The sequence below is a fragment of the Streptomyces sp. NBC_01260 genome (genome assembly GCF_036226405.1).
In the GTDB taxonomy this organism is placed as follows: domain Bacteria; phylum Actinomycetota; class Actinomycetes; order Streptomycetales; family Streptomycetaceae; genus Streptomyces; species Streptomyces laculatispora.
Window position 1 is genome coordinate 413,611 of record NZ_CP108464.1, and the last position, 24,846, is coordinate 438,456.

16 protein-coding genes and 1 pseudogene are annotated in these 24,846 nt (G+C 71.2%); 11 read left to right on the forward strand and 6 right to left on the reverse strand.

Translation table 11 applies throughout. The features are described from left to right. The first annotated feature begins 190 nt into the window (after positions 1 to 190). Complete coding sequence (locus OG322_RS01885) at positions 191 to 523, forward strand: STAS domain-containing protein (RefSeq protein ID WP_124285784.1); 333 nt, start codon at positions 191 to 193, stop codon at positions 521 to 523. Positions 524 to 593: 70 nt separating this feature from the next. Here OG322_RS01885 and OG322_RS01890 read toward each other — a convergent pair whose 3' ends face one another. The 3 genes from OG322_RS01890 to OG322_RS01900 all read right to left on the reverse strand — a co-directional run bounded on the left by OG322_RS01890 (position 594) and on the right by OG322_RS01900 (position 6,668). Then, positions 594 to 2,945, reverse strand: coding sequence for a GH92 family glycosyl hydrolase (locus tag OG322_RS01890; protein ID WP_123464830.1), 2,352 nt, complete (start codon positions 2,943 to 2,945; stop codon positions 594 to 596). A gap of 129 nt (positions 2,946 to 3,074) precedes the next feature. Continuing rightward, positions 3,075 to 5,756 (reverse strand): PA14 domain-containing protein, encoded by a 2,682-nt coding sequence (locus tag OG322_RS01895; protein WP_124285783.1) that lies wholly within the window; start codon positions 5,754 to 5,756, stop codon positions 3,075 to 3,077. Positions 5,757 to 5,939: 183 nt separating this feature from the next. Continuing rightward, positions 5,940 to 6,668, reverse strand: a complete 729-nt coding sequence (locus OG322_RS01900) for a (2Fe-2S)-binding protein (RefSeq protein WP_124285782.1) — start codon at positions 6,666 to 6,668, stop codon at positions 5,940 to 5,942. 222 nt (positions 6,669 to 6,890) lie between these two features. On the opposite strand from OG322_RS01900, the gene OG322_RS01905 reads away from it, so the two are divergent. Next, positions 6,891 to 8,210, forward strand: coding sequence for a DMT family transporter (locus OG322_RS01905; RefSeq protein ID WP_329305940.1), 1,320 nt, complete (start codon positions 6,891 to 6,893; stop codon positions 8,208 to 8,210). Here OG322_RS01905 and OG322_RS01910 read toward each other — a convergent pair. After that, positions 8,180 to 9,463: a transglycosylase family protein gene (locus OG322_RS01910; RefSeq protein ID WP_329305941.1), complete on the reverse strand. Its 1,284-nt coding sequence runs from the start codon at positions 9,461 to 9,463 to the stop codon at positions 8,180 to 8,182. The two genes, OG322_RS01905 and OG322_RS01910, sit on opposite strands and share 31 nt — an antisense overlap. Before the next feature lie 204 nt (positions 9,464 to 9,667). Here OG322_RS01910 and OG322_RS01915 point away from each other — a divergent pair, with 204 nt between their 5' ends. The 3 genes from OG322_RS01915 to OG322_RS01925 all read left to right on the forward strand — a co-directional run bounded on the left by OG322_RS01915 (position 9,668) and on the right by OG322_RS01925 (position 13,975). After that, the gene (locus OG322_RS01915; RefSeq protein WP_329305942.1) at positions 9,668 to 12,187 is read left to right on the forward strand and encodes a glycoside hydrolase family 3 C-terminal domain-containing protein; all 2,520 of its coding nucleotides are present in this window, start codon (positions 9,668 to 9,670) and stop codon (positions 12,185 to 12,187) included. 8 nt (positions 12,188 to 12,195) lie between these two features. Beyond that, on the forward strand, positions 12,196 to 13,305 hold the full coding sequence (locus OG322_RS01920; RefSeq protein WP_123464818.1) for a LacI family DNA-binding transcriptional regulator: 1,110 nt from the start codon (positions 12,196 to 12,198) through the stop codon (positions 13,303 to 13,305). A 106-nt stretch (positions 13,306 to 13,411) separates the two neighbouring features. Beyond that, entirely contained in the window at positions 13,412 to 13,975 is a 564-nt protein-coding gene (locus OG322_RS01925) for a hypothetical protein (RefSeq protein ID WP_123464816.1), read from the forward strand. Positions 13,976 to 14,038: 63 nt separating this feature from the next. Here the strand turns inward: OG322_RS01925 and OG322_RS01930 are convergent, their stop codons facing one another. Beyond that, positions 14,039 to 15,397, reverse strand: coding sequence for an ROK family transcriptional regulator (locus tag OG322_RS01930; protein WP_329305943.1), 1,359 nt, complete (start codon positions 15,395 to 15,397; stop codon positions 14,039 to 14,041). Between the two features lie 145 nt (positions 15,398 to 15,542). Here OG322_RS01930 and OG322_RS01935 point away from each other — a divergent pair, with 145 nt between their 5' ends. From OG322_RS01935 to gndA, 5 genes are all read left to right on the forward strand, one after another. Next, positions 15,543 to 16,856: an ABC transporter substrate-binding protein gene (locus tag OG322_RS01935; RefSeq protein ID WP_329305944.1), complete on the forward strand. Its 1,314-nt coding sequence runs from the start codon at positions 15,543 to 15,545 to the stop codon at positions 16,854 to 16,856. A gap of 9 nt (positions 16,857 to 16,865) precedes the next feature. Then, the gene (locus OG322_RS01940; protein WP_123464810.1) at positions 16,866 to 17,876 is read left to right on the forward strand and encodes a carbohydrate ABC transporter permease; all 1,011 of its coding nucleotides are present in this window, start codon (positions 16,866 to 16,868) and stop codon (positions 17,874 to 17,876) included. After that, on the forward strand, positions 17,869 to 18,777 hold the full coding sequence (locus OG322_RS01945) for a carbohydrate ABC transporter permease (protein WP_123464808.1): 909 nt from the start codon (positions 17,869 to 17,871) through the stop codon (positions 18,775 to 18,777). The genes OG322_RS01940 and OG322_RS01945 overlap by 8 nt, the downstream gene beginning before the upstream one ends. A 20-nt stretch (positions 18,778 to 18,797) precedes the next feature. Further along, positions 18,798 to 20,156, forward strand: a complete 1,359-nt coding sequence (locus tag OG322_RS01950; protein ID WP_123464806.1) for a GH1 family beta-glucosidase — start codon at positions 18,798 to 18,800, stop codon at positions 20,154 to 20,156. A gap of 630 nt (positions 20,157 to 20,786) precedes the next feature. Next, the gene (gene gndA / locus OG322_RS01955) at positions 20,787 to 22,226 is read left to right on the forward strand and encodes an NADP-dependent phosphogluconate dehydrogenase (protein ID WP_123464804.1); all 1,440 of its coding nucleotides are present in this window, start codon (positions 20,787 to 20,789) and stop codon (positions 22,224 to 22,226) included. Between the two features lie 47 nt (positions 22,227 to 22,273). Here the strand turns inward: gndA and OG322_RS01960 are convergent. Further along, positions 22,274 to 22,624, reverse strand: a pseudogene (locus tag OG322_RS01960) (hypothetical protein); the annotation flags it as partial. A gap of 145 nt (positions 22,625 to 22,769) precedes the next feature. Between OG322_RS01960 and OG322_RS01965 the strand changes: the two are divergent. Next, positions 22,770 to 24,419 (forward strand): sigma-70 family RNA polymerase sigma factor, encoded by a 1,650-nt coding sequence (locus tag OG322_RS01965; protein WP_124285780.1) that lies wholly within the window; start codon positions 22,770 to 22,772, stop codon positions 24,417 to 24,419. The last annotated feature ends 427 nt before the right edge of the window (positions 24,420 to 24,846 follow it).

Consider the following 24,846-nt stretch of genomic DNA (forward strand, 5'->3'; position numbering starts at 1 on the left):
ATCGTTCGGGTACAGATTGTTGCCCCATGGAGAATGTTGTCAAATGGCAACTATTGCTTCTATCGTGGCCTTCACCCGCCGCGAGCAGGGACGGACTCGCACCGGACCGTCCGCATCAACCGGCGTTCTCCCCCGCCATCCAGTGCATCATGAGGTGACCGTGCTCCCATCCCCCAGCGCCGGCAGAGCCATGAGAATCGTCCCACGCCAGGAGCGGGGAGCGCTGGTGCTCGCCGTGACCGGTGACCTCGACATTGACAACGTCACCCCGCTCGGCGCAGCGCTGGAGAGCGCGGCCGCGGACGGTGACGGCCCCGTCGTCGTCAACCTCTCGGACGTGAGCTTCGCGGACTCGACGACGGTGAACGTGCTTCTTCAGGGGCAGACCCTGCTGGGTCCCCGGCTGCGGCTCGCCGAGCCGTCCCCCTTCGTGGAGCGGCTCATCGGTGTGCTGGGCCTCGACAGCGTGCTGCCGGTCTTCCCGACCGTCACCGAGGCGATCGCCGCCCCGCTCCGCCGCTGAGCCCCGAACACCGCGTGCCCTTCCCCCGCACGGCGGGGAAAGGGCACGCGGTGTGTCGTGGATCGCCCGGTCAGCCGAGCGCAGGCGGAGCGTCCTCGGGCGCGGTGCCCCAGGCCGACGGCTCGCTGCCCACCGTGAAGGAGAGCGAGCGGGCCGAACGGACGTCGTCCGTGGTGAGGTAGGTGCGCGACTGCTGCGCACCGTCGAGCCGGGCCGACTGGATGTAGCGGTCGGTGTCCGATGCCCCGGGAGCGCTCACCGTGAGCGAGCCGCGCGGGTAGTACCGGCGGTCGAGCTTGATGTCGACGCGCTCGAACGCGGGCGTGGAGAGTCCCCAGGTGTCGGTGCCCGGCTGGACCGGGAAGACGCCGATCGAGGAAAGCACCATCCAGGCGGACATGGTGCCCAGGTCGTCATTGCCCGTCATCCCGGTCGGGCCGTTGGTGAAGAGCGTCAGGGCCGCATGGACCACATCGGTCGTCTTCCACGGCTGGCCGGTGGAGAGATAGGTGTACGGGGCGATGAGGTCGGGCTCGTTCTGCGGGTTGTACTTGTCGGCGTTGTAGTACGCGTACGGGCCGTTGACCCAGACCTCTCGGGCGGTCTTCGCGGGGTCGGCCAGCAGCTTGTCGTACGCGAAGAAGGAGTCGAGCCGCTGGTTGGCGGCGTCCTTGCCGCCGATCAGGTCGACCATGCCGGGGATGTCCTGCGGCACCATCCACTGGTACTGCCAGGACGTGCCCTCGTGGAAGCCCTCGCTCTCGGCCGGGTCGGCGGGGCCGGTGAAGGCGCCGGAGGCGTCGCGGGCGCGGAAGAAGCCGGTCGAGGGGTCGAAGATCTTCCGGTAGTTCTGGGCGCGGGCGTCGTAGCGTGCGGCGTCGGCGTCGTGGCCGAGGTCGCGGGCCATCTCGGCGAGCATTCCGTCGGAGAGGGCGTACTCCAGGGTGGCGGAGGCGCCGTGGTCGTAGTCCGAGTCACCGGGCTTGGCGTGCTGACGGTCCTTGATGTACGGGGCGAAGCCGTCCTTCAGGTACTCGACGTTGGCTTCCCGGCCGACCGGGGCCGAGTCCGCGGCCGGCACACCGTCCGCGTTCTTCCTGAGGGCGCGGTACGCCTGCTCCTCGTACCCCTTCAGCAGGCCCTGCTGGTAGGCGTTGGTGAGGAAGGGGGTGACCGGGTCGCCGGTCATGATGTTCGTCTCGACCGTGCCGTAGCCCCACTTGGGCAGCCAGCCGCTCTCGGCGTCGATCCGCAGGACGGATATCGCCATGTCGCGGGACTCGCGCGGGGCGAGCAGCGAGAGGAGCTGGGCCTGGGTGCGGTAGGTGTCCCAGAGCGACCAGTTCTGGTAGTACGTGAAGTTCTTGGCGCGGTGCTTCTTCTGGTCCCAGCCGGTGTAGCGGCCGTCCACGTCGCTGCCGACGTTGGGCGCGAGGAAGGACCGGTAGAGGGAGGAGTAGAAGGTACGGCGGAGTTCGTCACTGCCGCCCTGGGCCTTCACGCCTTCGAGGCGGTCCTCCCAGCTGCGCTGCGCGGCACGCTCGACACGGTCGAAGCTGCGGCCGCCCTCGGCGCGGAGGTTGAGCGCGGCGCCCTTGGCGTCGACGTAGCTCAGTGCCGTGGTGGCCTCGACGGTCCGGTCCTTTCTGGTGTCGAAGCGCAGCCAGGCGCCGTTGCGGGCGTCGGTGGCCGAGGACTTCCTGGACCCCTCCGTGACGGTGGCGCCCTTCCAGGTGCCGGAGGTGGTGAACGGCCGGTCGAAGTGGGTGACCGTGTAGACCGTGTACGGCTTGGTGTCCTGGCAGAAGCCGCTGCCGGTGATCGCGGTCCGCACGGTGCGGCTGTCCAGGATCTCGACCTCGGAGGAGAGCGTCTTGTGCAGCGACTGACCCGCGTTGAGCAGGACGTTGGCCTTGTCGGTGGCCGGGAAGGTGTAGCGCTGCACACCGGTGCGCTGCGTCGCGGTCAGCTCCGCGCCGATGCCGGTCTTGAGCCCGACCTTGTAGGAGCCGGGGCTCGCCTTCTCGTCGTCGTGGCTGAACTCGGCCGCGTACTTCGCGTAGTCGGTCTCGGTGACGTCGCCGGTGGTGGGCAGGGTCGGCAGGTCGCCGCCCAGACCGCAGCCGACGCCTGAGAGATGGACCGCGGAGAAGCCGCGGATGTGGTTCTCGCCGTAGTCGTAGCCGGTGTTGTGACCGGTGTCCGGGGAGAGCTGCACCATGCCGAAGGGCACGGAGGCGCCGGGGTAGGTGTTGCCCTCGTTCTGGGTGCCGATGAACGGGTTGACCAGATCGGTCAGCCGGCCGTCGGTCCGGGGCGTGGCCTGGGCCGTGGCCCCGGGGTAAAGGACACCGCCCAGGAGCGCGGCGGCGGCGAGTGCGGCCGCCGGGCCGCGCAGTCGCGGCCGTGGGGTCCGGTGCATGGGGATACTCCTTCGGACAACGTTGTCAGAGCGCGATCATTCTTGATTCCCCGTTGACCCGCGTCAAGGGGTCGGGCGGTGCCGCTCCGGCCCGCCCGCACACGGGACGGGCCGGAGCGGCACCAGCGATCAGGCCGCGGGGCAGCCCGCGACGACCGGCTGCGACGCGTCGCGGATCAGCGCCTTCTGGGCGTCGTGGACCCTCTTCACATCGGGTTTGACGACCCTGCGGTCGTAGGTGAGCAGTCCGTTCAACTCGCCCTCCACGTCTGATATCTGCGTGTACACCGCGCCGTTGCCTCCCTTGCAGGCGAGTGCGTGCACCTCGTCGAGCTTGGCGAGGTAGTCGTCCGTGTAGGTGGCCGGGTCGACCGCGATGTACGACTGCTGCACGGCCCAGGCGTGGCCCGGTACCGCGAGACCCAGTCCGCCGTACTCACCGCTGATCAGGGCCCGTCGACCGTCCGGCTTGGGCAGGGCGGGACTCGGGTAGCCGTGCTCGTCGATGATGTCCCCGGTGCCTCCGTCGACGCCGAGGTTGATCCCGGACATGCTGTTGACCAGGCGTGTCGGGTCCCAGGACTTGGCCTGGTCGGCGATGCGGACCTCGTCGTACTGGCCCCAGCCCTCGTTGAAGGTGACCCACATGACGACGGACGGGTGGCTGGAGTGTTCGTCGATCATCTCCTTCATCTCGTGCTCGTACTGCGCGCGGGCGGCGGCCGACGGGTTGACGGTGTTCATCGCCGGCATGTCCTGCCAGACCATCAGGCCGAGCTTGTCCGCCCAGTAGAACCAGCGGTCGGGTTCGACCTTGATGTGCTTGCGGACCGAGTTGAAGCCCATCGCCTTGTGCATCTTCAGGTCGTACGCGAGTGCCTCGTCGGTGGGCGCGGTGTGCAGCCCGTCCGGCCAGAACCCCTGGTCGAGGGTGGCCATCAGGAAGACCGGCTTGCCGTTGAGGACGGTACGGGGGGTGCCGTTCACCTTCTCGACGGCGATGGACCGCATCCCGAAGTAGCTGCCGACCCGGTCGGCTCCGACGGTGACCTCCAGCTGGTAGAGATGCGGATCGTCCGCGGCCCACAGGTGCGGGTGCGGGACGGGTACCTTCAGCGCCGATCCGGTCCGGCCGGTGGCGGTGCCCACCTTGCGCTTGCCGTCGTACGCGGTCGCCGTGACCGGGACCCCGTCCCGCACACCGCGCGCCTCGACGGTGACGCTCGCCCCCGGGACGTCCGGGGTGAGCTTCAGCGAGTCCGCGTGGTCGGCGGCGACCGGTTCCATCCACACCGTCTGCCAGATGCCGGAGGACGGGGTGTACCAGATGCCGCTCGGGTCGAGGCGCTGCTTGCCCATCGGCGGGTTCTCGCCGTCCCTGGCGTCGGTCGGGTCGTAGACGCCGACGATCAGCTCCTGGGTGCGGCCGGGCACCAGCGCGTCGGTGACATCCGCGCTGAACTTGTCGTAGCCGCCCTTGTGTTCGGCGACGCGCTTGCCGTTGACGTACACCTCGGCCTGCCAGTCCACGGCACCGAAGTTCAGCTGGAGCCGTTTGCCCGAGCCGACCTTCCAGTTCTTGGGGACGGTGAACGTGCGGCGGTACCACATGCGGTCCTCGTGCCGTTCGATCCCGGAGAGCTGGGACTCGACCGGGTACGGGACGAGGATCTTCTCGCCGAGCTTCCTGCCAACCGGGGGCTGCTCCCCCGCCTTCGCCGCGGCGAACTCCCAGGAGCCGTTGAGGTTCTGCCAGTTGTCGCGGGTGAGCTGGGGGCGCGGGTACTCGGGGAGCGCGTTCTTCGGCCCCACCTCGTCGGCCCACTTCGTGCTCAGCTCGTGGGTGGAGTGGTTCGGCCCGCTGGACCAGAAGGCGCCGACCGGCTTGCCGTCCTGGCCGGCCAGTGCGCCGTCGCCGTCGTAACGGATGTCGGCCAGGCCGGTGGCGTTCCCGGCCTTGTTCCCGACGACCGGTTCCTTGAGGGCGACGGTCAGACTGCGCGGGTCCTTCGGGTCGGCCTTGACCGCGCCGAGCGGCCACTCGGCCCCGCCGATCACGGCGTCGAGGTGGTTCACCAGGCCGGCCGGCAGCCGCCCGAGCTTCTGTGCGAAGTCCAGCTTGAGGGTGCGTCCGTCGGCGAGCACGGTGGCGGCGATGGCCCCGTCGTACGCGAAGTCGTCGGGCAGCCGGAAGGCGGACTGCGGCACCGGGACCTTCGTGCCGCCGGGTTCGGTCCACCTGAGGTGGAGGTTGGAACCGCCCTCGTGCTCGAAGTACTCGACCTTGAAGTCGTAGGCGGTCCCCGCGGTCAGCTCGACCGGCTGGGAGGTCTGCTCCTTCTCCCAGTCGTCGACCCAGTGGTCGATGACCGGCTTCCCGTCGATCCAGAGGCGGAAGCCGTTGTCCCCGATCATGGAGAAGGTGTGGGCGCCGGACTTCTCCGGCACGATCTTTCCGGTCCACCGGATGCTGGCGTCGTCGGACTGCCCGGTGGCCGAGGCCAGCCGCGACTCCAGGGTCGGGAAGTCGATGCCCGGGTCGAATCCGGTGGCCTTGAGCTCCCCGAAGTCGAAGGCGCCCGGGGCGGACTGGGTGTAGTACTCCCCCTTCAGCCCGTGCACGTCGGCCGAGCCCCCGGGGTCGTGATCGGCCGCCGAAGCGGCGGGAACGGCGGACAGTCCCGCGGCGCCGACGACGGCGGCGAGGAGCAGGACCAACTTCTTTCTGATGCGCACGGATCCTCCTTGTGAGGAAGGGTGGCGGCTCGTTGCAACAGGATGTACAACGTTGGAAGGAATGGCAGTTGGCATGACAGCACGACGGATGCGGCGCTGTCCAGGTGCATGACAATCCCCCGTTCGGAGGAAGCAACACCCGGAGAACCCGAGGCACAGCGGCGTGGAACGGGGTACGGCGCGACCCCGCCGCGCCGCGCTTCAACACGCCCTCGACAGGCCCGCCGTAAGCCCAGGAGCACCCTCGCGGCGCTGGTCTCAGGCCCTGCCGGGGAGATCGACGTCCTGGGCGCTCGCCGGCGTTCCGGGCGCGCTGTCGAAGACGCAGTCACCGCACAGGCCGCCGCCCGGACCGCGGTAGTAGAGGCAGCAGGTGCGCCGGCGGAAACCCGGGCCGTGCGGGGCGCCGGTGTCGCGCAGACCGGGGTGGTCGAAGAGTTCGGCCGCCAGGGCGCGGGCGCGCGCGGCGACGTCCGGCCGGCCGTGGGCGCGCGCCCAGCCGATCAGCTGGCGTACGGCTCCGGCCAGCGCGGATCCGGCGTTGCCCCACAGGAGCCGGGCCGAGACGGCCGTGTCGCGGCGGACCGCCGCGACGAGCGGTTCGAGATGGCCGTACTGGACGACGTCCCTGATCCGGTCGGCGGTGCCCGGCAGCAGCCCGGCGGACTCCGTCCACAGGTCGTCGGGCGCCTGCTGACGGGGGTCCCAGTGCAGGTTCTCCGCCCGCAGGTCGGGGAAGCGGCCCGAGAGCGCCGCCGGCCCCAGCGCGGTGGCCCACAGCCGCGCGGCCAGCCCCAGCTGCGCGACAGAGGCGGCGACCCGGCGCTCGGACGTGCCGAGCCGCTCGGCGACGGTGTCGATCCGGAAGGTGAGCGATGCGGCGTCGCCCTCGTAGACCCGGGCCAGCGCCCGGTGCCCGTCGTCCGGCGGCGGGGTCGCCCGCAGCGTGAAGAACGCGCCCACCGAGGCCGCTTCCGGCTCGTCCATCGTGCTGCCGCCTTTGCTCCCCGGCCACCTGTCGTGACGCCGCGGACACCAGGGGTGCCACGGCTCGCGGTTCACCGTATCCGTACGGGATGATCGTTCTGACGTCGGCGGCAGGGGGGACTACCGTCAGGAGGAGGACACCGTAACCACTGCCGTACTACCAAAGCAGTACGCCGGATCGCCGCCTCAAGGACGACGACGCGGCGGCTTTGAAGGGCCATCGTGGTGTACATGAGTTCCCTCGCGCTGTCCGTGCTGCTGTCGCTGGTCTCCGCGGTCGCCTATGCGGCCGGCGCGATCGTCCAGGAGCGCGTCGCCACGGCCTCCGACGGTCGCTCACTCGCTCCGCTGCGCGACCGTGTCTGGTGGGCCGCGGTGGCGCTGAACGGCGTGGGAGCGCTTCTGCACGTGGTGGCGCTGGCCTACGGTCCGCTCAGCCTCGTGCAGCCGCTGGGCGCCCTGACCATCGTCTTCGCCCTGCCGATGGCTGCTCTCTTCGTCCGCCGCAGGGCCGGGGCGACGGCCTGGCGCGGCGCGATCATGGCGGCCGTGGGCCTGGCCGGTCTGCTCGCCCTCACCGGAAGCTCCGACGCGCACACCCTGGGCGGCCCGCAGCAGCTGATGCTCGGCACGGTGACGTGCGGCGCGGTGGCGGCGCTCATCCTGATCTCCAAGGCGATGCGCCGGCCGGTGATGCGCAGCGTGGTCCTGGCCGGGGGCGCCGGTGTGGCGTTCGGTATCGCCTCCGTGTTCACCAAGACCGTGGCCATGGAGTGGACCTCTGGCTCGCTGGGTACCGGGCTGCCGACCCTGCTGGTGATCGCGGCCCTCGCCGCCACCGGCCTGCTGCTGTCCCAGGCCGCGTACCGGGGCGCGGGTCTGACCGCCCCGCTCGCCACGGTGACCGTGGTGAACCCGGTGGTCGCTGCGGTCGTCGGCATCACGCTGTTCGGTGAGACGTTCCGGCACGGCACCGCGGGCACGCTGCTCGCCCTGGCCTGCGGGGTCGTCGCGGCCGGCGGGCTGATCCTGCTCACCACGGAACGGATGGGCGCGGAGCGCCGGCAGACGCAGGAGGTGGCGGGCGGCACGGAGCGGCAGACCGGGGAGAGCGAGGACGCGGGGCCCGGGACCTCCGTCCCAGCTGCCCCGCCCGTGTCCGGTGCCTTTCCGGTCCCCGGCGCGGAGGCCGGGGATTTCGGCGGGCCCGCCGGCTCGCCGGACCCGGTGGGCGCTCGGCGGCAGCCGGCAGGGGCGGCATCGGCCGTGGTGGCGTTTCCCGAGCCCGCGGGGCCGGAGCCCTCAGCACCGGAAACGTTTCCCGGCCCGCTGTCGCTGCCTGTACGGCCAGCGCCGGAGCGCCGGTTGGGGCAGGTCGGGTTCGGCCCGGCCCCGCGGCCGCACACTCGCACCGCACGACGCGGCGGATTGCCCGGCGGGTCCACCGCCTTGCCCGCCGCTGCCGACGCGACAGCCGTGCCGGCCGATGACACCGGGCAGGGCGGGACTCTTCAGACCTTGACGCCACCCGCCCTGAGGTAGGCCAGCGGGTCGACGTCGGAGCCGTACTCGGGGCCGGTGCGGACCTCGAAGTGCAGATGCGGACCCGTCACATTTCCGGTAGCGCCGGAGCGGGCGATGCGCTGGCCTGCGCCGACATGCTGTCCGGCGCGCACGTGGAGGGCCGACAGGTGGGCGTACTGGCTGTACTTGCCGTCGCTGTGCCGGATGACGATCTGGTATCCGTACGCCCCGCCCCAGCCGGCCGTGACGACCGTGCCCGAGGCCATCGCCTTGACCGAGGTGCCGGTGGGAACCGGGAAGTCGACGCCGGTGTGGTAACCGCTCGACCAGGAGCCGGGCTGACGGTACTGGGTGCCGGTGCGGGCCTCGATCGGGGCGGTGATCCCGGTGTGCTTCGCGGTGTGCCCGGCCTTGTGGGTCTCCGCCTTCTTCGGCTTGGCCTGCTGCTTCGGCTGAGCCGCCTGCTTCGGGTGCGCCGGCCGCTTCGGCTCGGGCTGCGCTGCCCGCTTCGGCGCGGCCTGCCGGGCCGCGGGCTTCGGGTCCGCCTTCGGGGCGGTCTTGGTGCTCGCCCTCGAGGTCCCGGCCAGGTCGAGGCTCAGCCGCTGGCCGGGGAAGATCAGATCCGGGTCGTCACCGACGACCTTGCGGTTCGCCGAGTAGAGCCGCTGCCAGCCGCCGAGGTCGCGGTCGGCCGCGATCCCGGAGAGCGAGTCGCCGCTCGCCACGGTGTACGAGTCGCGCTTGCCCGGCACCGTCGTCGGTGTGGTGGCTGCCGGGGTCTGCCTCGCCTGGACCTTCCTGGGCGCCGGGGTCCTGCCATCGGCGGCCGCCCGCTTCGGCGTCGCGGGACTGGTCGTCCGCCCGGTCTGCGGGCTGATGTCGGGAGAGTCGCCGCCCCGCGCCAGTCCGGCCCGCGCGGAGCAGACCGGCCAGGCGCCCGGCCCCTGCCCCTTCAGGACCTTCTCCGCGATGGCGATCTGCTGGTCCCTGCTGGCCAGGTCAGCGCGTGGCGCGTAGTCCGCGCCGCCGTACGCCGCCCAGGTGGACCGGGTGAACTGCAGCCCGCCGAAGTAGCCGTTGCCTGAATTTATGTGCCAGTTGCCGGTGGACTCGCACGCGGCCACCTTCTCCCACACACTTCCTGACGCGGCACCCGCCGATGCGGCGGTGATCAGCGGGAGGGCTAGTCCCGCACCACCCGCAGTGACCAGCATCGAGGCACGGTTGATGCGGCTCGGCTGGTATCTGCGGTGCCGTCCGTTCGCGGCCATGACTTGGCTCCCCCACTGACAGTAGGACACGTCGCAAGCGGTCAACTTATGTGCTGACAACGGGTGATGACAAGAGCGCGCGCGGTTGCCCGCATCAACGCCCGTGCAACCGTTCCCCATTGACACGACCCAGTCGGCCAGCGACGCTGAGCCGGGCACGTTGGGAGAGCGCTCTCCGGGCGGAGGGCGCTGGGTTGAAGGGGCATGGCCGTCATGACGGACGAAGAGATCGATCCGCTGCTGGAGAAGCTCGACGCGGCGCAGAAGGTACGCCTGCTGACCGGCGGGAGCACCTGGCGCACGTACTCCGAACCGGCTGTCGGACTGCGCCCCCTCACCCTCTCCGACGGACCGGCCGGGGTGCGCGGCGAGACGTGGGACGAGCGCGAGACCTCGCTCGTGCTCCCCTCCCCGACCGCACTGGCGGCCTCCTGGGACGAGCGGCTGCTCACGGATCTCGGCGCGCTGCTCGCCGCCGAGGCCCGCCGCAAGGGCGTGGACGTGCTCCTCGCGCCGACCCTGAATCTGCACCGTTCGCCGCTGGGCGGGCGGCACTTCGAGTGCTTCTCCGAGGACCCGCTGCTCACCGGGCGGACCGGGGCGGCACTCATCAGGGGCATCCAGTCCGGCGGGGTCGCGGCCACCGCCAAGCACTTCGTCGCCAACGACGCCGAGACGGACCGGCTGAGCGTCGATGTCCGCATGGACGAGCAGACCCTCCACGAGGTCTACCTCGCCCCCTTCGAGGCCGCGGTGGAGGCCGGGGTCTGGGCCGTCATGTCCGCGTACAACAAGGTCGGCGGCGCCACCATGTCCGCCTCCCCCCTGCTGGAGAGCCCGCTCAAGAGCGACTGGGGGTTCGACGGAACCGTCGTCTCGGACTGGGGAGGTGTGCGCACCCTCCTGGACACCGCGCGCTCCGCACAGGACCTGGCGATGCCCGGCCCCGAGGGCCCCTGGTCGACGGGCCTGCTCGCCGCTCTGGAGCAGGGACTGGTCTCCGCCGAGGTGGTCGACGACAAGGTGCGGCGGCTGCTGCGGCTGGCGCGGCGGGTGGGTGCGCTCGGCTCGCCCCGGCCGGTGTGGCGGCCCTCGGTGGCCTCCGCCGCCCAGCGGGCGCTGCTGCGCCGCGCCGTCGCCGCCGGTTCGGTACTGCTCCGCAACGACGGGCAGCTCCTCCCGCTCGATCCGGCGGGGCTGCGTTCGGTCGCGGTCATCGGCCCGCACGCCACTGCGGTACGCATTCAGGGCGGCGGCAGCGCGGAGGTCTTTCCCGACTCGGTGGTGACTCCGCTGGCAGGGATCCAGGGGGCGCTGGGCGGGGGCGCGAGGGTGACCTACCGGCCGGGACTGCCGTTGCCGTCCCGGCCCCGCCCCCTCGGCCGGGACTGGTCGCGCGATCCCCGGTCCGGGGAACCGGGCGTGCTCGTACGGCTGCTCGACGCGAGCGGGGCCGAACTCCACGCCGAGCACCGGCTGTCCGGCCGGATCGTGGAGCCCTCCGTCGCGGTCGACGGTGCCGCGTCCGTGGAAATCCGGGCCCTGGTCCGGCCACCCGTCGGCGGGGTGTGGACCTGGGCGGTGGGCGGCTGGGGCGCGATCTCGCTGTCCGTCGGCGGCCGTGAGGTGCTGGCCGGGACCTTCCCGCTGGACAGCGACGATCCGACCCGGGTCCACGTCGCTCCGCCCGAGCACTGCGCGCGGGCCGAACTCGCCGCGGGCGACGAGGTGGAGGTGGTGGCACGGCGCTCGCTCGCGCCGGGTTCCGGAGTCGCGACGATCCTCGCCGCCGCCCCACCCGCCGGGGACGCCTCCGCCGCACTCGCCGAGGCCGTGGCCGCCGCGCGGGCAGCGGAAGTCGCGGTGGTGGTCGTGGGCACGACCGAGCAGAGCGAGTCGGAGGGGCACGACCGCGAGAGCCTCGACCTGCCGGAGGGGCAGGACGCGCTCGTCCGGGCCGTGGTGCGGGCCAATCCGCGCACGGTGGTCGTGGTGAACGCCGGCGGCCCGGTCGCCCTGCCCTGGCACACCCGGGTGCCGGCGCTGCTGCTCGCCTGGTTCCCCGGGCAGGAGGCCGGGGACGGGCTGGCGGACGTGCTGTTCGGCCGGGCCGAGGCGGGCGGCCGGCTGCCGACCACCTGGGGCGCCGCCCAGGAGGACGTACCGGTGCTCGACACCCTGCCCGCCCCCAACGGGCGGCTCCACTACGAGGAGGGCCCGCACATCGGCTATCGCGCCTGGCTGCGCTCCGGGTCCGTGCCCGCCTACTGGTTCGGCCACGGGCTGGGCTACACGGACTGGGAGTACGAGGAGCTGACGGCCCCGGCGAGCGTACGGGCCGGGGAACCCTTCGACGTACGGGTACGGGTGCGCAACTCGGGGCGGCGGCACGGCCGCGAGGTGGTCCAGGTCTATCTGGCCAGGAGCGGGTCGGCGGTCGAGCGGCCGGTGCGCAGGCTGATCGGATACGCGGCTGTCGAGGCGGGGCCCAGGGAGAGCGTGGTCGCGGTGGTGCGGGTGTCCGGGCGGGCCCTGGCGCACTGGTCGGCCGAGCGGCACGGCTGGGAGACGGAGGCCGGCGGGTTCACGCTGCTGGGCGGCCGCTCGGCGGGCGAACTGCCGCTCACCGCGGCGCTGACGGCGGCCGGGGCGCCGCCTTTGGCCGGTCCCGGCGTTCCGGAGGTGGCAGATCGCGATGGAGAGCGCTCTCCGTCGGTGCTATAAATGCGCTCATGACGGATGATCTGCGCTCGGCCGGTACACCCACCCTGGAGGACGTGGCGAGGGCGGCCGGGGTCTCCCGCGCCACCGTCTCCCGGGTGATCAACGGAGTACGCAATGTCGATCCGGTGATCCAGGAGGCCGTGCGCCGGGCGGTCGCCCGCACCGGATACGCGCCCAACCGCGCGGCACGCTCCCTGGTGACCCGGCGCACCGACGCCATCGCACTGGTGGTCTCGGGCGCCGGGGTCGAGTCCGGGCCCGCGGACAGCGCACGGGCCCCCGGAGCCGAGCCCGCGGAGGCGGGCGAGCCCGACAGCGGCTCCGCCTTCACCGCGCAGGTCTTCGCCGACCCGTTCTTCGGCCGGGTGGTGACCGGGGTGGTCAACTACCTGCGGCCGCGCGGAATGCACCCGGTGCTGATGTTCGCCGAGACGTCACGGGCCCGGGAGGACGTGGTCTCGTTCCTCCGCCAGGGCAGTGCCGACGGCGCCCTCGTCGTCTCGACGCACGCGGAGGACCCGCTGCCCGGTCTGCTGACGGACGCGGGACTGCCCGCGGTGCTGTACGCACGGCCCGCGCGCCCGGTCCGGATCAGCTATGTCGACCTCGCCCACCAGGACGGTGCGCGGCTGGCGGCCGAGCATCTGCTGGCGCGGGGCTGCCGCCGCATCGCGACCATCAGCGGGCCGCTCGACGTACCGGCCGGGCAGGAGCGACTGGCCGGTTTCCGCGACACGATGACGCGGCTCGGGCATCCGTACATCCCGATCGCCGAGGGACAGTTCACCCAGGAGAGCGGCGAGGCCGCGATGGAACGGCTGCTGGTCGAACATCCCGACCTGGACGCGGTGTTCGCGGCCAACGACCTGATGGCGGTGGGCGCCTGCCACGTCCTGCGGGAACACGGGAAACGAGTGCCCGAGGACGTCGCGGTGATCGGGTTCGACGACAGCAGCGCGGCGTCCGCCTGCCGTCCGCCGCTGACCACGATCCGTCAGCCGGTCGAGGCGATGGCCGCGGAGATGGCCCGGCTGCTGATCGAACGGCTGGCGAAGCCGGACGGGGCCGCGACCTCCGTGATCTTCGAACCGGCTCTGGTGGTGCGGGACTCGGCGTAGACCGGCGCAGAGCCTGGGCCGTGTCCGCGAAGTCCCGTTGGGGTTGCACCGCACCGGCTGCGGAAAGGATCGGGTGGTCGCCGCGCTACCTGATCGGGGTTCCCCTGTGAGTCTGACCGACCGGATACTTCCCCTCGCGGGTGTCGCTCTCGGGGCGCTCATGTCGTACGTGATGAGCACCCTGAACGAGCGGACGAGGTGGCGCAGGCAGCAGGCCGTGCGGTGGGACGAACACCGGCTGACGGCCTATGCCGAGTACGCGCACGCCGTCAAGGAGCTGGCGGCCCGCTACCGGACGCTCGCCGTCGCCCGCGGTCTGACGTCGGGGCCGATGTCTCCGGAGACCACGCCCGAGGTGCTCGCGGAGCTCGGCCGGCTGGAGTCCCGGCGGTCGGCGCTGTCCGAGACGCTCGCGCTGCTCGGCGACACCGAGGCGAACACCGCCTCCAAGACGCTGGACCACTGCGTGTGGCGGCTGGAGTGCCTGGCCCGCGGTATCCCCACCGAGGCCGAACAGGACTGGGACCAGGCGTACCTGGAGTTCCGTCAGGCACGGGACCGCTACGTCACGCGTGCGCGGGCCGACCTCGGCGTCCCGGGGGCCGTCGCCCGGGACGTGGCCTGGCCGCCCGCGTGGCGCCCCGCGAGCCGGTCCTCGCCCTCGCCGTGAGATGTGTGTGGCGCCCGCCCGTACGCCTGCGGAACGGCACGCCCCACCCCGTCCAGCGCCGCCTCAGCCCGGCGCGTCCGAGGCAGTCCGCGGGCGCTCCCTCTTCCGCACGGCGTCCGCGGCGGTCCGGAACCCCGGCGCCGGGTTGCTGGGCGGGGGCTCGGGGGCCGGGCGGCTGCCGCCCCTGGCGAGGAAGTCGGCCAGCGGGAGCGTCGCGGCGCCGACCGTGACCGCGTCGGGGCCCAGCCGGCCCATCTCGATGGTGGTACGGGCCGCGGCGTGCCGGAGCGCGTACTCCTGCGCGTAGCGGCGGATGTCGGGCAGCAGGTGCGGTCCGATCAGCAGGCCCGCCCAACCCCCGAGCAGAATGCGTTCGGGCAGGAAGAGGTTGATCAGGTCGCCGAGGGCCGCGCCCAGGCATTCGGCCGTCTCGTCGAGCAGCGAGACCGCCAGTGGGTCGGGCTCACCGCCGGGACCGGGGTAGGCCGCGGCCAGCAGCGCGGCGAGCGCGGTCTCGTCGTCGGCGTCGGCGTCGAGCGGGCCTCCCGCCTCGTGCCAGCGCTCGCGCATCGCCTCGGCGCCCGCGTACGCCTCCAGGCAGCCGATCGAGCCGCACCGGCAGCGGCGTCCGCGCAGCTGGACAGTGGTGTGGCCCCATTCGAGGGCCATGCTGCTGCGGTCCTCGTCGAGCAGGTCGCCGTGGTTCACACAGGCGCCGACGCCGGAGCCGATGAGCGCGATGGCCGAGGCTCCCGCGCCGCGGCCGCCGCCGAACCACATCTCGGCCTGGCCGAGCGTCTTGGCACCGTTGTCGATGAAGAACGGCACCTCGGGCGGGACCCGGACGGCGTCGCGGAGCAGCTGCTCGAAGGGGACGGCGCTCCAGTCGATCGTCTGGCCGTGGACGACGGAGCCCACGTCGCCGATGGCGCCGTCCGGGGCGTCCCGCTCGATGATCCCCGGAACGCCGATCCCGATGCCGAGCAGCCGGCGCGGGTCGGCCCCGGCGTCCCGCAGCACATCGGCGACCCCGCTGCGGACATGGCCGACGATACGGCTGACGTCGTAGCCGTGCTGGGCCAGCAGCCTTTCGGTGCGGGCGAGTTCGGTGAGGGAGAGGTCGAAGAGCTCCACCCTGATCCTGGTCTCGCCGATGTCGATGCCGATGAGGAGCCCGCCCCCGGGCGCGACGCGCAGCAGCGTACGGGGACGGCCGCCGTCGGAGTCGACGACACCGGCCTCCTCCAGGAGGCTCTCGGCGGCGAGTTCCGCGACGACGTTGCTGATGGAACCTGAACTCAGCCCCGTGGCGGGACCGAGCTCCTGGCGGCTCAGCGGGCCGTCGAAATACAACCGTTGCAATACCCTCGCCCGGTTGCCCCGTCGCAGGTCACGCACGGTCCGTCTGTTGCGCTCAGCCATGTGGCTCCTTCCCTTCCCGCAACATACCGTGACCGCGGGACTTGACGCGACCTTCTCTCACCTCTTAAATCACGTCATAAATTAAGGCCTGAAGACCGTTCGGTTCCCGAACACGGCCTTCCTCCCCGGAAAGGGGCCACCCAGCATGCGCACCATCAGAGCCGCAGCAGCCGTCACCCTCGCGATCTCCATCGCCGCCGGCGTCACCGGCTGCGGAGGCGGTTCGTCCGCCAAGGGCGGCAGCAACGATTCGCCGAAGACCCTCACCTACTGGGCGTCCAACCAGGGCCCCAGCATCGAGGCCGACAAGAAGATCCTCACCCCCGAGCTGAAGAAGTTCGAGGAGCAGACCGGCATCAAGGTCAAGCTGGAGGTCGTGCCCTGGGCCGACCTGCTCAACCGGATCCTCGCCGCCACCACGTCCGGCCAGGGCCCGGACGTGCTGAACATCGGCAACACCTGGTCGGCATCGCTTCAGGCGACGGGCGCGCTGCTCCCCTGGAACAAGGCCAACTTCGACGCGATCGGCGGCCGGGACCGCTTCGTCGACTCGGCGGTCGCCTCAGCCGGCGCGGAGGGCAAGGACCCCTCCGCGGTGCCGCTGTACTCGCTCGCGTACGCCCTGTACTACAACAAGAAGAGCTTCGCCGAGGCAGGCATCAGCAAGCCGCCGGCCACCTGGGACGAGCTGGTCGCGGACGGCAAGAAGCTCTCCAAGGACGGCAAGTGGGGGCTGGGTGCCGAGGGCTCCAACCTCTCCAACAACATCCACCAGACCTTCGTCCTGGGCCAGCAGCACGGTGCGGACTTCTTCGACGCCGACGGCAAGGCGACCTTCACCTCCGACGGCGCCGTGGCGGCGGTGAAGCAGTACATCGACTTCATGGCCAAGGACAAGATCATCGCTCCGGGCAACGCGGAGTACGCCCAGAACCAGTCCCTGACGGACTTCGCCAAGGGCAAGACCGCGATGGTGCTCTGGCAGGCCGCGGCCTCCACCTTCGCCTCCCAGGGCATGAAGCCCGAGGACTGGGGAGCGGCCCCGGTCCCCGTCGGGTCCGGCACCCCGGGCACCGGCAAGAGCACCAACTCCATGGTCGCCGGCATCAACATGGCGGTGTTCAAGAACACCAAGAACATCGACGGCGCCAAGAAGTTCGTGAAGTTCATGACCAGCGACGCCGAGCAGAAGCTGCTCAACAAGACCTACGGATCGATCCCGCCGGTCAAGACCGCCCAGGCCGACGAGGCGTTCTCCGCCCCCGACCTGAAGGTCCTGCGCGACACCCTGTCCACCAGCGCCGCCCCGCTGCCGCAGGTGCCGAACGAGTCGCAGTTCGAGACGGCCGTGGGTACGGCGGTCAAGGAGCTGTGGGCCGATGCCGCAGCCGGACACCCCGTGACCACCGAATCCGTCAAGGCGCGCCTCGAAAAGGCCCAGCAGACGATGCAGCAGTAAGGCTCCCTCATGACCGCCACCGTGACCACCGACAGCCGGACGGAACAGTCGGACAGGGTGACGAGCCGGGGCACCGGGGGTGCGCGCAGGAGACTGCCGCGCATCCCCGACCGGATCCGCCAGGGCGGACTGCCCTATCTCCTGCTCCTGCCGGCCGTCCTGCTCGAACTCCTCGTCCACGTGATTCCGATGATCATCGGAATCGTGATGAGCTTCCGCGAGCTCACGCAGTTCTACATCAACAACTGGGGCGGAGCGCCCTGGAGCGGCTTCGACAACTACAAGATCGCCGTTGACGTCAACGCCCCGATCGGTGAAGCGCTGCTCCACTCGTTCTTCGTCACCTGTGTCTTCACGTTCTTCGCCGTCGGCCTGGCCTGGCTGTTCGGGGTCGCGGCGGCGATCATGCTGCAGGAGAACTTCCGCGGCCGGGGCTTCCTCCGGGCGATCTTCCTCGTCCCGTACGCCCTGCCGGTTTACGCGGCCGTCATCACCTGGGCGTTCATGTTCCAGCGGGACAACGGCCTGGTCAACCACGTGCTCCACGACCAGCTCGGGCTGACCGACCAGCCGTCCTTCTGGCTGATCGGTGACAACAGCATCTACGCGCTGATCGTCGTCTCGGTCTGGAAGGGCTGGCCGTTCGCCTTCCTCATCGTGATGGCGGGGCTGCAGAACATCCCGCGCGAGCTGTACGAGGCCTCCGCGATCGACGGGGCCGGCATCTGGCAGCAGATCCGCAAGATCACCCTGCCGGCGCTCCGCCCGGTCAACCAGGTCCTGGTGCTCGTCCTGTTCCTGTGGACGTTCAACGACTTCAACACCCCGTACGTCCTCTTCGGGAAGGCGGCACCTTCGAGCGCGGACCTGATCTCGATCCACATCTACCAGTCGTCGTTCGTCACCTGGAACTTCGGCACCGGATCCGCCATGTCCGTACTGCTGCTGCTCTTCCTGCTGGTCGTGACGGCCGTCTACCTGCTCATCACCTCACGCGGAAGGAAGGGCTCCGATGCCTAGCCATGCCCAGCCGGCCGCGCTGCCGGGAGCGCCGAGGTCCCGGGCCCGGAGGCGGTCCCCGATGGCCGCGCCGCAGTCCTTCCTCTGGACCCGCCGCGTCATCCTGACCTTCCTGGCCGCCTTCGCCCTGCTCCCCGTCTATGTGATGGTCAGCAGCTCGCTCAAACCGCTCCAGGACGTGTCGGGGAAGTTCCACTGGATACCGTCCGGGCTGACCGTCCAGCCGTACTTCGACATCTGGAAGACCGTCCCGCTCGCCCGGTACTTCGTCAACTCGCTGGTCGTGGCGGGTTCGGCGACGGTCCTCTCGGTGATCATCGCGGTGTTCTCCGCGTACGCCGTGAGCCGCTACAAGTTCCGCGGCAAGCGCGTCTTCACCGTCACGGTGCTCTCCACCCAGATGTTCCCCGGCATCCTCTTCCTGCTCCCGCTGTTCCTGATCTTCGTCAACATCGGGAACAGCACCGGCATCGCGCTGTACGGCTCGCGCGGCGGACTGATCCTCACGTATCTGACGTTCTCGCTGCCGTTCTCCATCTGGATGCTCATCGGCTACTTCGACTCGATCCCGAAAGATCTGGACGAGGCCGCCCTGGTGGACGGCTGCGGACCGCTCGGCGCCCTGTTCCGGGTCGTCGTGCCGGCCGCCGTGCCGGGCATCGTCGCCGTCGCCGTGTACGCGTTCATGACGGCCTGGGGCGAGGTGCTCTTCGCCTCCGTCATGACCAACGACACCACCCGCACCCTGGCCGTCGGCCTCCAGGGTTACGCCACCCAGAACGACGTGTACTGGAACCAGGTGATGGCCGCCTCGCTCGTCGTCAGTGTCCCGATCGTCGCCGGGTTTCTGCTGCTTCAGCGCTACCTCGTCGCGGGCCTCACCGCGGGAGCCGTCAAGTGACCACTTCGGAAAGGAAGTCCGTGAACGACCTCAGCGCCCTACCGGCCGACTTCGCCTGGGGCGTCGCCACCGCCGCGTACCAGATCGAGGGGGCCGTGGCGCAGGACGGCCGGGCCCCGTCGATCTGGGACACGTTCTCCCACATCCCCGGCAACGTGGCCGGCAACGACACCGGCGACGTGGCCTGCGACCACTACCACCGGGTTCCCGAGGACATCGCCCTGATCAAGGAGGTGGGGGCGGGCGCCTACCGCTTCTCACTCGCCTGGCCGCGGATCGTCCCGGGCGGCGACGGCCCGGTCAACAAGGCCGGGCTCGACTTCTACGACCGGCTGGTCGACGGCCTCCTCGACGCCGGGATCACCCCGTTCGCCACGCTCTACCACTGGGACCTCCCGCAGGCGCTCCAGGACCGCGGCGGCTGGACGGTCCGGGAGACGGCCGAGCACTTCGCCGCGTACACCTCGGTCGTCGTGGAGCGCCTCGGTGACCGGGTGAAGGACTGGGCGACCCTCAACGAACCGCTCTGCTCGGCCTGGATCGGCCATCTGGAGGGCACGATGGCACCGGGTCTCACCGACCTGACCGCCGCCGTCCGGGCCTCGTACCACCTGCACCTCGGGCACGGTCTCGCCGTGCAGGCGATCCGGGCCGCGTCCCCGGACGCCCGCGTCGGCATCGTCAACAACCTCAGCCCGGTGGAGGCCGCCACCGACCGCGAGGCGGACCGGGCCGCGGCGGTGCGCGGCGACGGCCACACCAACCGCTGGTGGCTCGACCCGATCCTCGGGCGCGGCTACCCGCAGGACATGGTCGACCTGTACGGGGTCGAACTTCCGGTGCGGCCCGGCGACATGGAGATCATCGCGGCGCCACTCGACTGGCTGGGCGTGAACTACTACTTCCGCCAGGTCGTCACCGCCGACGCGACCGGTCCCGTCCCGCACGCCAAGCAGGTCTACCTGCCGGGCTCCCGCCACACCCACATGGACTGGGAGGTGCACGCCGAGGGCCTGGAGCAGCTGCTGCTGCGCCTGACCGAGGAGTACGGCGTGCAGCGCATCTACGTCACCGAGAACGGCTCGGCGTACCAGGACGTCGTCCTGGCCGACGGTTCGGTGCACGACCCGGAGCGCACCCGGTACCTGGAGGAGCATCTCGCCGCCTGCGCGCGGGCCGTCCGCAAGGGTGCGCCGCTCGCCGGGTACTTCGCCTGGTCGCTGCTGGACAACTTCGAGTGGGCGTACGGCTACGACAAGCGGTTCGGCCTGGTCCACGTCGACTACCCGACACAGCGCCGCACCGTCAAGAGCAGCGGCCGCCGCTACGCCGAGCTGATCCGTGAGGCAGCGGAGGGCCGCTCGGGCAAGGCCGCCTGAACCACCGGACCGGCCCCTGAGGGCCGGCCTTCCTCCGGCCGCGGCGGACGACCGCCGCGGCCGGAGGTTTCGTGTTTCCGCGGGCCGTCGCCCGCCGCGTCCGTCCCGGCCTGCCGGGCACCGGGGGCGTTCACGGCGCCCGGCCCCTCACGCGACGAGTCCGCGGTGGTCACGGATTTCCGTGACCACCGCGGACTTCCGCAGCGCACCGACAGCGGGGATGGGACGGTGCGGGCGGTCCTACGGGATCAGCAGCCCGGAACGGGCGCCGGACTCGATTGAGAGAGCGCTCTCCGAACCATGGTCAGTGTTGCGCCGCCGCTCGGGAAGTGTCAAGAGTCGGCGAACAGCGCCCCCGTTCGGGCCGGTTGGCGTTCATACCGCGAGGGCGAGGCGCAGGCCGGCACGCTCACGAGCTCCGGGCGGTGCAGCGGCAGCGGCCTGAGGGCCGGCGCCGGCCTTGATCGCGCGGGGCGCGGGACAGCGGGCCGCGCTCGCGACAGGGTAGCGGCGCGCACCCGGCTCCGCCGCTGAACAGGCCGTCCCCCGGTCCCCTATCCATACTGGACATCGCGGCATCTCAACGTCCCGGCGTCCCGGCGTCCCCCAACAGATTGCAGGAGCACCCAGATGAGCGACACTGCGCAGATCGGCGTCACCGGACTCGCGGTGATGGGCCGCAACCTGGCCCGCAACTTCGCCCGCAACGGCTTCACGGTCGCGGTGCACAACCGTACGACCGCGAAGACCGATGCCCTGGTCAAGGAGTTCGGCGACGAGGGGGCCTTCATCGCCGCTCACACACCGCAGGAGTTCGTCGCGGCGCTGGAGCGGCCCCGCCGCCTCGTCGTCATGGTGAAGGCGGGCGAGCCGACGGACGCGGTGATCCAGGAGTTCGCGCCCCTGCTGGACGAGGGCGATGTCGTCATCGACGGCGGCAACGCCCACTTCGAGGACACCCGGCGCCGGGAGAAGGAACTGCGCGAGCGCGGTATCCATTTCGTCGGCGCCGGCATCTCGGGCGGCGAGGAGGGCGCGCTGAACGGGCCGAGCATCATGCCGGGCGGTTCGGCCGAATCGTACGAATCGCTGGGGCCGATGCTGGAGAAGATCTCCGCGAAGGCCAAGGACGGGGCTCCGTGTGTCACGCATGTCGGCCCCGACGGTGCCGGACATTTCGTGAAGATGACGCACAACGGCATCGAGTACGCGGACATGCAGCTCATCGGCGAGGCCTACCAGCTGCTCCGCGACGTCGCGGGATACTCCGCCACACAGATCGCGGACATCTTCCGCACCTGGAACACCGGCCGTCTGGACTCCTACCTCATCGAGATCACCGCGGAGGTGCTCTCCCAGGTCGACGCGGCGACCGGCAAGCCCTTCGTGGACGTGGTGCTCGACCAGGCGGAGCAGAAGGGCACCGGCCGCTGGACCGTGCAGATCGCTCTCGACCTGGGCGTTCCCGTCTCCGGCATCGCCGAGGCCGTCTTCGCCCGCTCCGTCTCCGGCCACGCCGCGCTCCGCGAAGCCTCACGCCACCTCGTCGGACCGACCGCCCGCACGCTCGGCGCGGACGAGGCGGCAGCATTCGCCGACCAGGTCGAGCAGGCGCTGTACGCGTCGAAGATCGTCTCCTACACCCAGGGCTTCCACGAGATTGCGGCCGGCAGCGAAAAGTACGACTGGAACATCGACCTCGGCAAGGTCGCCGCGATCTGGCGCGGCGGTTGCATCATCCGGGCCGCGTTCCTCGACAGGATCACCAGCGCCTACGAAGCCCGGGCTCAGCTGCCGAGCCTCCTGGCCGACAAGAGCTTCGCCGAAGAGATCGCCGCCGCACAGGACGACTGGCGCGCCGTCGCAGCCACCGCCATCACCCAGGGCGTTCCGACTCCCGCCTTCACGTCCACGCTCGCCTACTACGACTCCCTGCGCGCCGAACGCCTCCCGGCCGCTCTCACTCAGGGCCAGCGCGACTACTTCGGCGCACACACCTACCGCCGCGTCGACCGCGACGGCGTCTTCCACACCCTCTGGGGTGGCGACAAGACCGAAGTCGAAAGCTGACCGGCTCAGTTGCCGGCTTGTGAAGCGCCCAAGGACCGGGCGAAGTCAGTCTTCCAGTGAACTCCGTCGGGGCGCTCCCGGAACAAGCCATCACCGAAGTCGACGAACGGCAGTTCGGGAAGGCCGAGCACCGGGGCGATCCACCGGTTGGCATCGGCCATCCAGGTGGTGGCCCAGCACAGCTCGTAGTCGAGTCGGAGCAGGTCTCGTCCGTGCTCCGGGCTGAGCCAGACCCGCAGGGGCCGCCGACGGAGCAAGCGTTCGCTGTTTTCCTCCGGCGCCCCGCCTCCACGGGGACCCCTGAGCGTGGTGTAGCCCTCGGGACGCCTCTCACGCTTCGCCGCATATGGGTTGAGGGGACCGTCCACGTCGAGGAACAGCAGCGGTCGGCCCGGCATCGATCCGCACGGTCCGTGCCGCAGAAGAACCGTGTCGGGGCACGTGCCGGAAATTCCGGCCGGAGGAACTGTTATCCGAGCCGCCTGCGGCGGTCTCCCAGTCATCGGGCATCATCAGCGGCCTACAGGACAGGGATCTACTTACATGAGCACTCAGCACACGGTGGACCCGGTGCCACTGGTGATCGCCGCGCGCAACGGGGACGCGGGGGCGCAGGACGCACTGGCGAGTGCGTACCTTCCGCTCGTCTACAACATCGTGGGCCGGGCGCTGAACGGTTCGGCGGACGTGGACGACGTGGTGCAGGACACCATGCTCCGTGCGCTGGACGGCCTCGGCGGTCTGCGGACCCCGGAGAGTTTCCGCTCCTGGCTGGTGGCGATCGCGATGAACCAGGTCCGCGCGCACTGGCGGGACCGCAATATCGCGCCCGGCACGTTGGAGGAGGCCGGGGAGATCGCCGATCCCGGGGCCGACTTCGTCGATCTGACGATGATGCGCCTGCAGCTGTCCGGACAGCGTCAGGAGACGGCGCGCGCGACGCGGTGGCTGGAGCCGGACGACCGGGGTCTGCTGTCGCTGTGGTGGCTGGAGTGCGCGGGGGAGCTCACCCGGGCCGAGGTCGCCGAGGCACTGGAGCTCTCGCCGCAGTACGCGGCGGTCCGGGTGCAGCGGATGAAGGCGCAACTGGAGACGGCTCGCGTCGTCGTGCGGGCACTCGGCGCGCAGCCGCCGTGCGAGGAACTCCGCGGCGTCCTCACCGCATGGGACGGCCGCCCCTCGGCGTTGTGGCGCAAGCGCATAGCCCGGCACGCCCGTGACTGCCTCCGGTGTGCCGGACTGTGGAGCGGCCTGATGCCCGCCGAGGGCCTGCTGGCGGGGCTGGCGCTGATCCCCGTGCCTGCGGCGCTCCTCGTACTGTGGCCCGCCCGGGACGGGATGGCACCCGTCGCGGTCGCACACGCGCTCGACGCGGCGGCGGGCGACGGCGGGATGGCCACCCGGCCCGGTCGGCACCGTTCCCCGGGCGGGCGGAACGCGGACGGCCGAGCCACCTCCCGCGCCGCCGCGCGCCGACGCCGGCGGTTCCAGCGCCGGGCGGTCGGCGGCGCGGTGGTGGCGGCGTGCATGGCCGGTGGGGGCCTGTGGTACGTGTCCCTCGGGCCCGGAACCGGAGCCGAGGGCGACAGCGCGTCGCGCACGTCGGCGGCGCCCATCGCCGATCTCGCGGCGCCCGAAACCCCGGCCACCACCTCATCGCCTCCCGCGGCGTCCGCGTCGCCCTCGCCGTCCGCGAAGAAGAGCGCCTCCCCGGCCCCGAGCCGGAAACCGCAGAAGAGCGTCACCCCGGCGCCGAAGAAGACGGCCGTACCGCGTGCGTCGAGCACCCCGGCCCCGCAACCCGCACCTGTGGGGAACACGGCCCAGGTCGTCGCTCTGGCCAACAAGGAGCGGGCGGCAGCCGGATGCGGGCCGCTCAAGGAGGACGCGCAGCTCACGGACGCGGCGCAGCGCCACTCCGACGACATGTCGGCCCGTGACTTCTTCGAGCACACCAACCCCGACGGCGCCGACCCCGGACGGCGCATCACCGACGCCGGGTACCGATGGTCGACGTACGGCGAGAACATAGCCCGGGGGCAGCAGACCCCCGAATCGGTGATGGAGTCCTGGATGAACAGCCCGGGCCACCGCGCCAACATCCTCAACTGCTCCTTCAAGGACCTCGGCATCGGCATCCACAAGGGTCCCGGCGGACCGTGGTGGACGCAGGACTTCGGCGCGAAGCAGTGAGCCCGGCCGGCATACCGGCCTGACCCCAACACCCCACCCGCATCAACAGGCTCGGCCTTCCACCGGAACGGAAGGAACAGGCCCACGAGGCAGGCGCTCACCCGTCGGGTCAGGGAAGCGGGCCCGGCATTGGGTCGAGTGCGGCGCCAACCGGCTGAAGCGCAACCGGGCGGTGGCCACCAGATTCGGCCATCTCGCCGTTCACTTCGCGGCGACCGTCCGCGTCGCGGCGATCAACGAGTGGCAGCGACCGGCTGAAGGCGTCGGCTCCTGATGCCGTGCTGATGGTGGTCGGGTCCGCAGGGTGAAGGGCAGTCAGGGATGCCGGGGCGGCACGCTACCGCGCCGACAGCGTGGAACCCGGCGCCGACGTGGGGCGGGCAGCGAGACCGTGAAGTCGTGCCGCCCGGCGGGATCCCGCGGGAGA

Bases quoted from the DNA above. Each gene is read 5' to 3' on its own strand.
- OG322_RS01915 (WP_329305942.1), top strand. From the start codon at position 9,668: ATGGCCGTCATGACGGACGAAGAGATCGATCCGCTGCTGGAGAAGCTC.
- OG322_RS01885 (WP_124285784.1), top strand. From the start codon at position 191: ATGAGAATCGTCCCACGCCAGGAGCGGGGAGCGCTGGTGCTCGCCGTG.
- OG322_RS01935 (WP_329305944.1), top strand. From the start codon at position 15,543: ATGCGCACCATCAGAGCCGCAGCAGCCGTCACCCTCGCGATCTCCATC.
- OG322_RS01940 (WP_123464810.1), top strand. From the start codon at position 16,866: ATGACCGCCACCGTGACCACCGACAGCCGGACGGAACAGTCGGACAGG.
- OG322_RS01895 (WP_124285783.1), bottom strand. From the start codon at position 5,756: ATGCCAACTGCCATTCCTTCCAACGTTGTACATCCTGTTGCAACGAGC.
- OG322_RS01920 (WP_123464818.1), top strand. From the start codon at position 12,196: ATGACGGATGATCTGCGCTCGGCCGGTACACCCACCCTGGAGGACGTG.
- OG322_RS01965 (WP_124285780.1), top strand. From the start codon at position 22,770: ATGAGCACTCAGCACACGGTGGACCCGGTGCCACTGGTGATCGCCGCG.
- OG322_RS01890 (WP_123464830.1), bottom strand. From the start codon at position 2,945: ATGCACCGGACCCCACGGCCGCGACTGCGCGGCCCGGCGGCCGCACTC.
- gndA (WP_123464804.1), top strand. From the start codon at position 20,787: ATGAGCGACACTGCGCAGATCGGCGTCACCGGACTCGCGGTGATGGGC.
- OG322_RS01900 (WP_124285782.1), bottom strand. From the start codon at position 6,668: ATGGACGAGCCGGAAGCGGCCTCGGTGGGCGCGTTCTTCACGCTGCGG.
- OG322_RS01930 (WP_329305943.1), bottom strand. From the start codon at position 15,397: ATGGCTGAGCGCAACAGACGGACCGTGCGTGACCTGCGACGGGGCAAC.
- OG322_RS01945 (WP_123464808.1), top strand. From the start codon at position 17,869: ATGCCTAGCCATGCCCAGCCGGCCGCGCTGCCGGGAGCGCCGAGGTCC.
- OG322_RS01910 (WP_329305941.1), bottom strand. From the start codon at position 9,463: ATGGCCGCGAACGGACGGCACCGCAGATACCAGCCGAGCCGCATCAAC.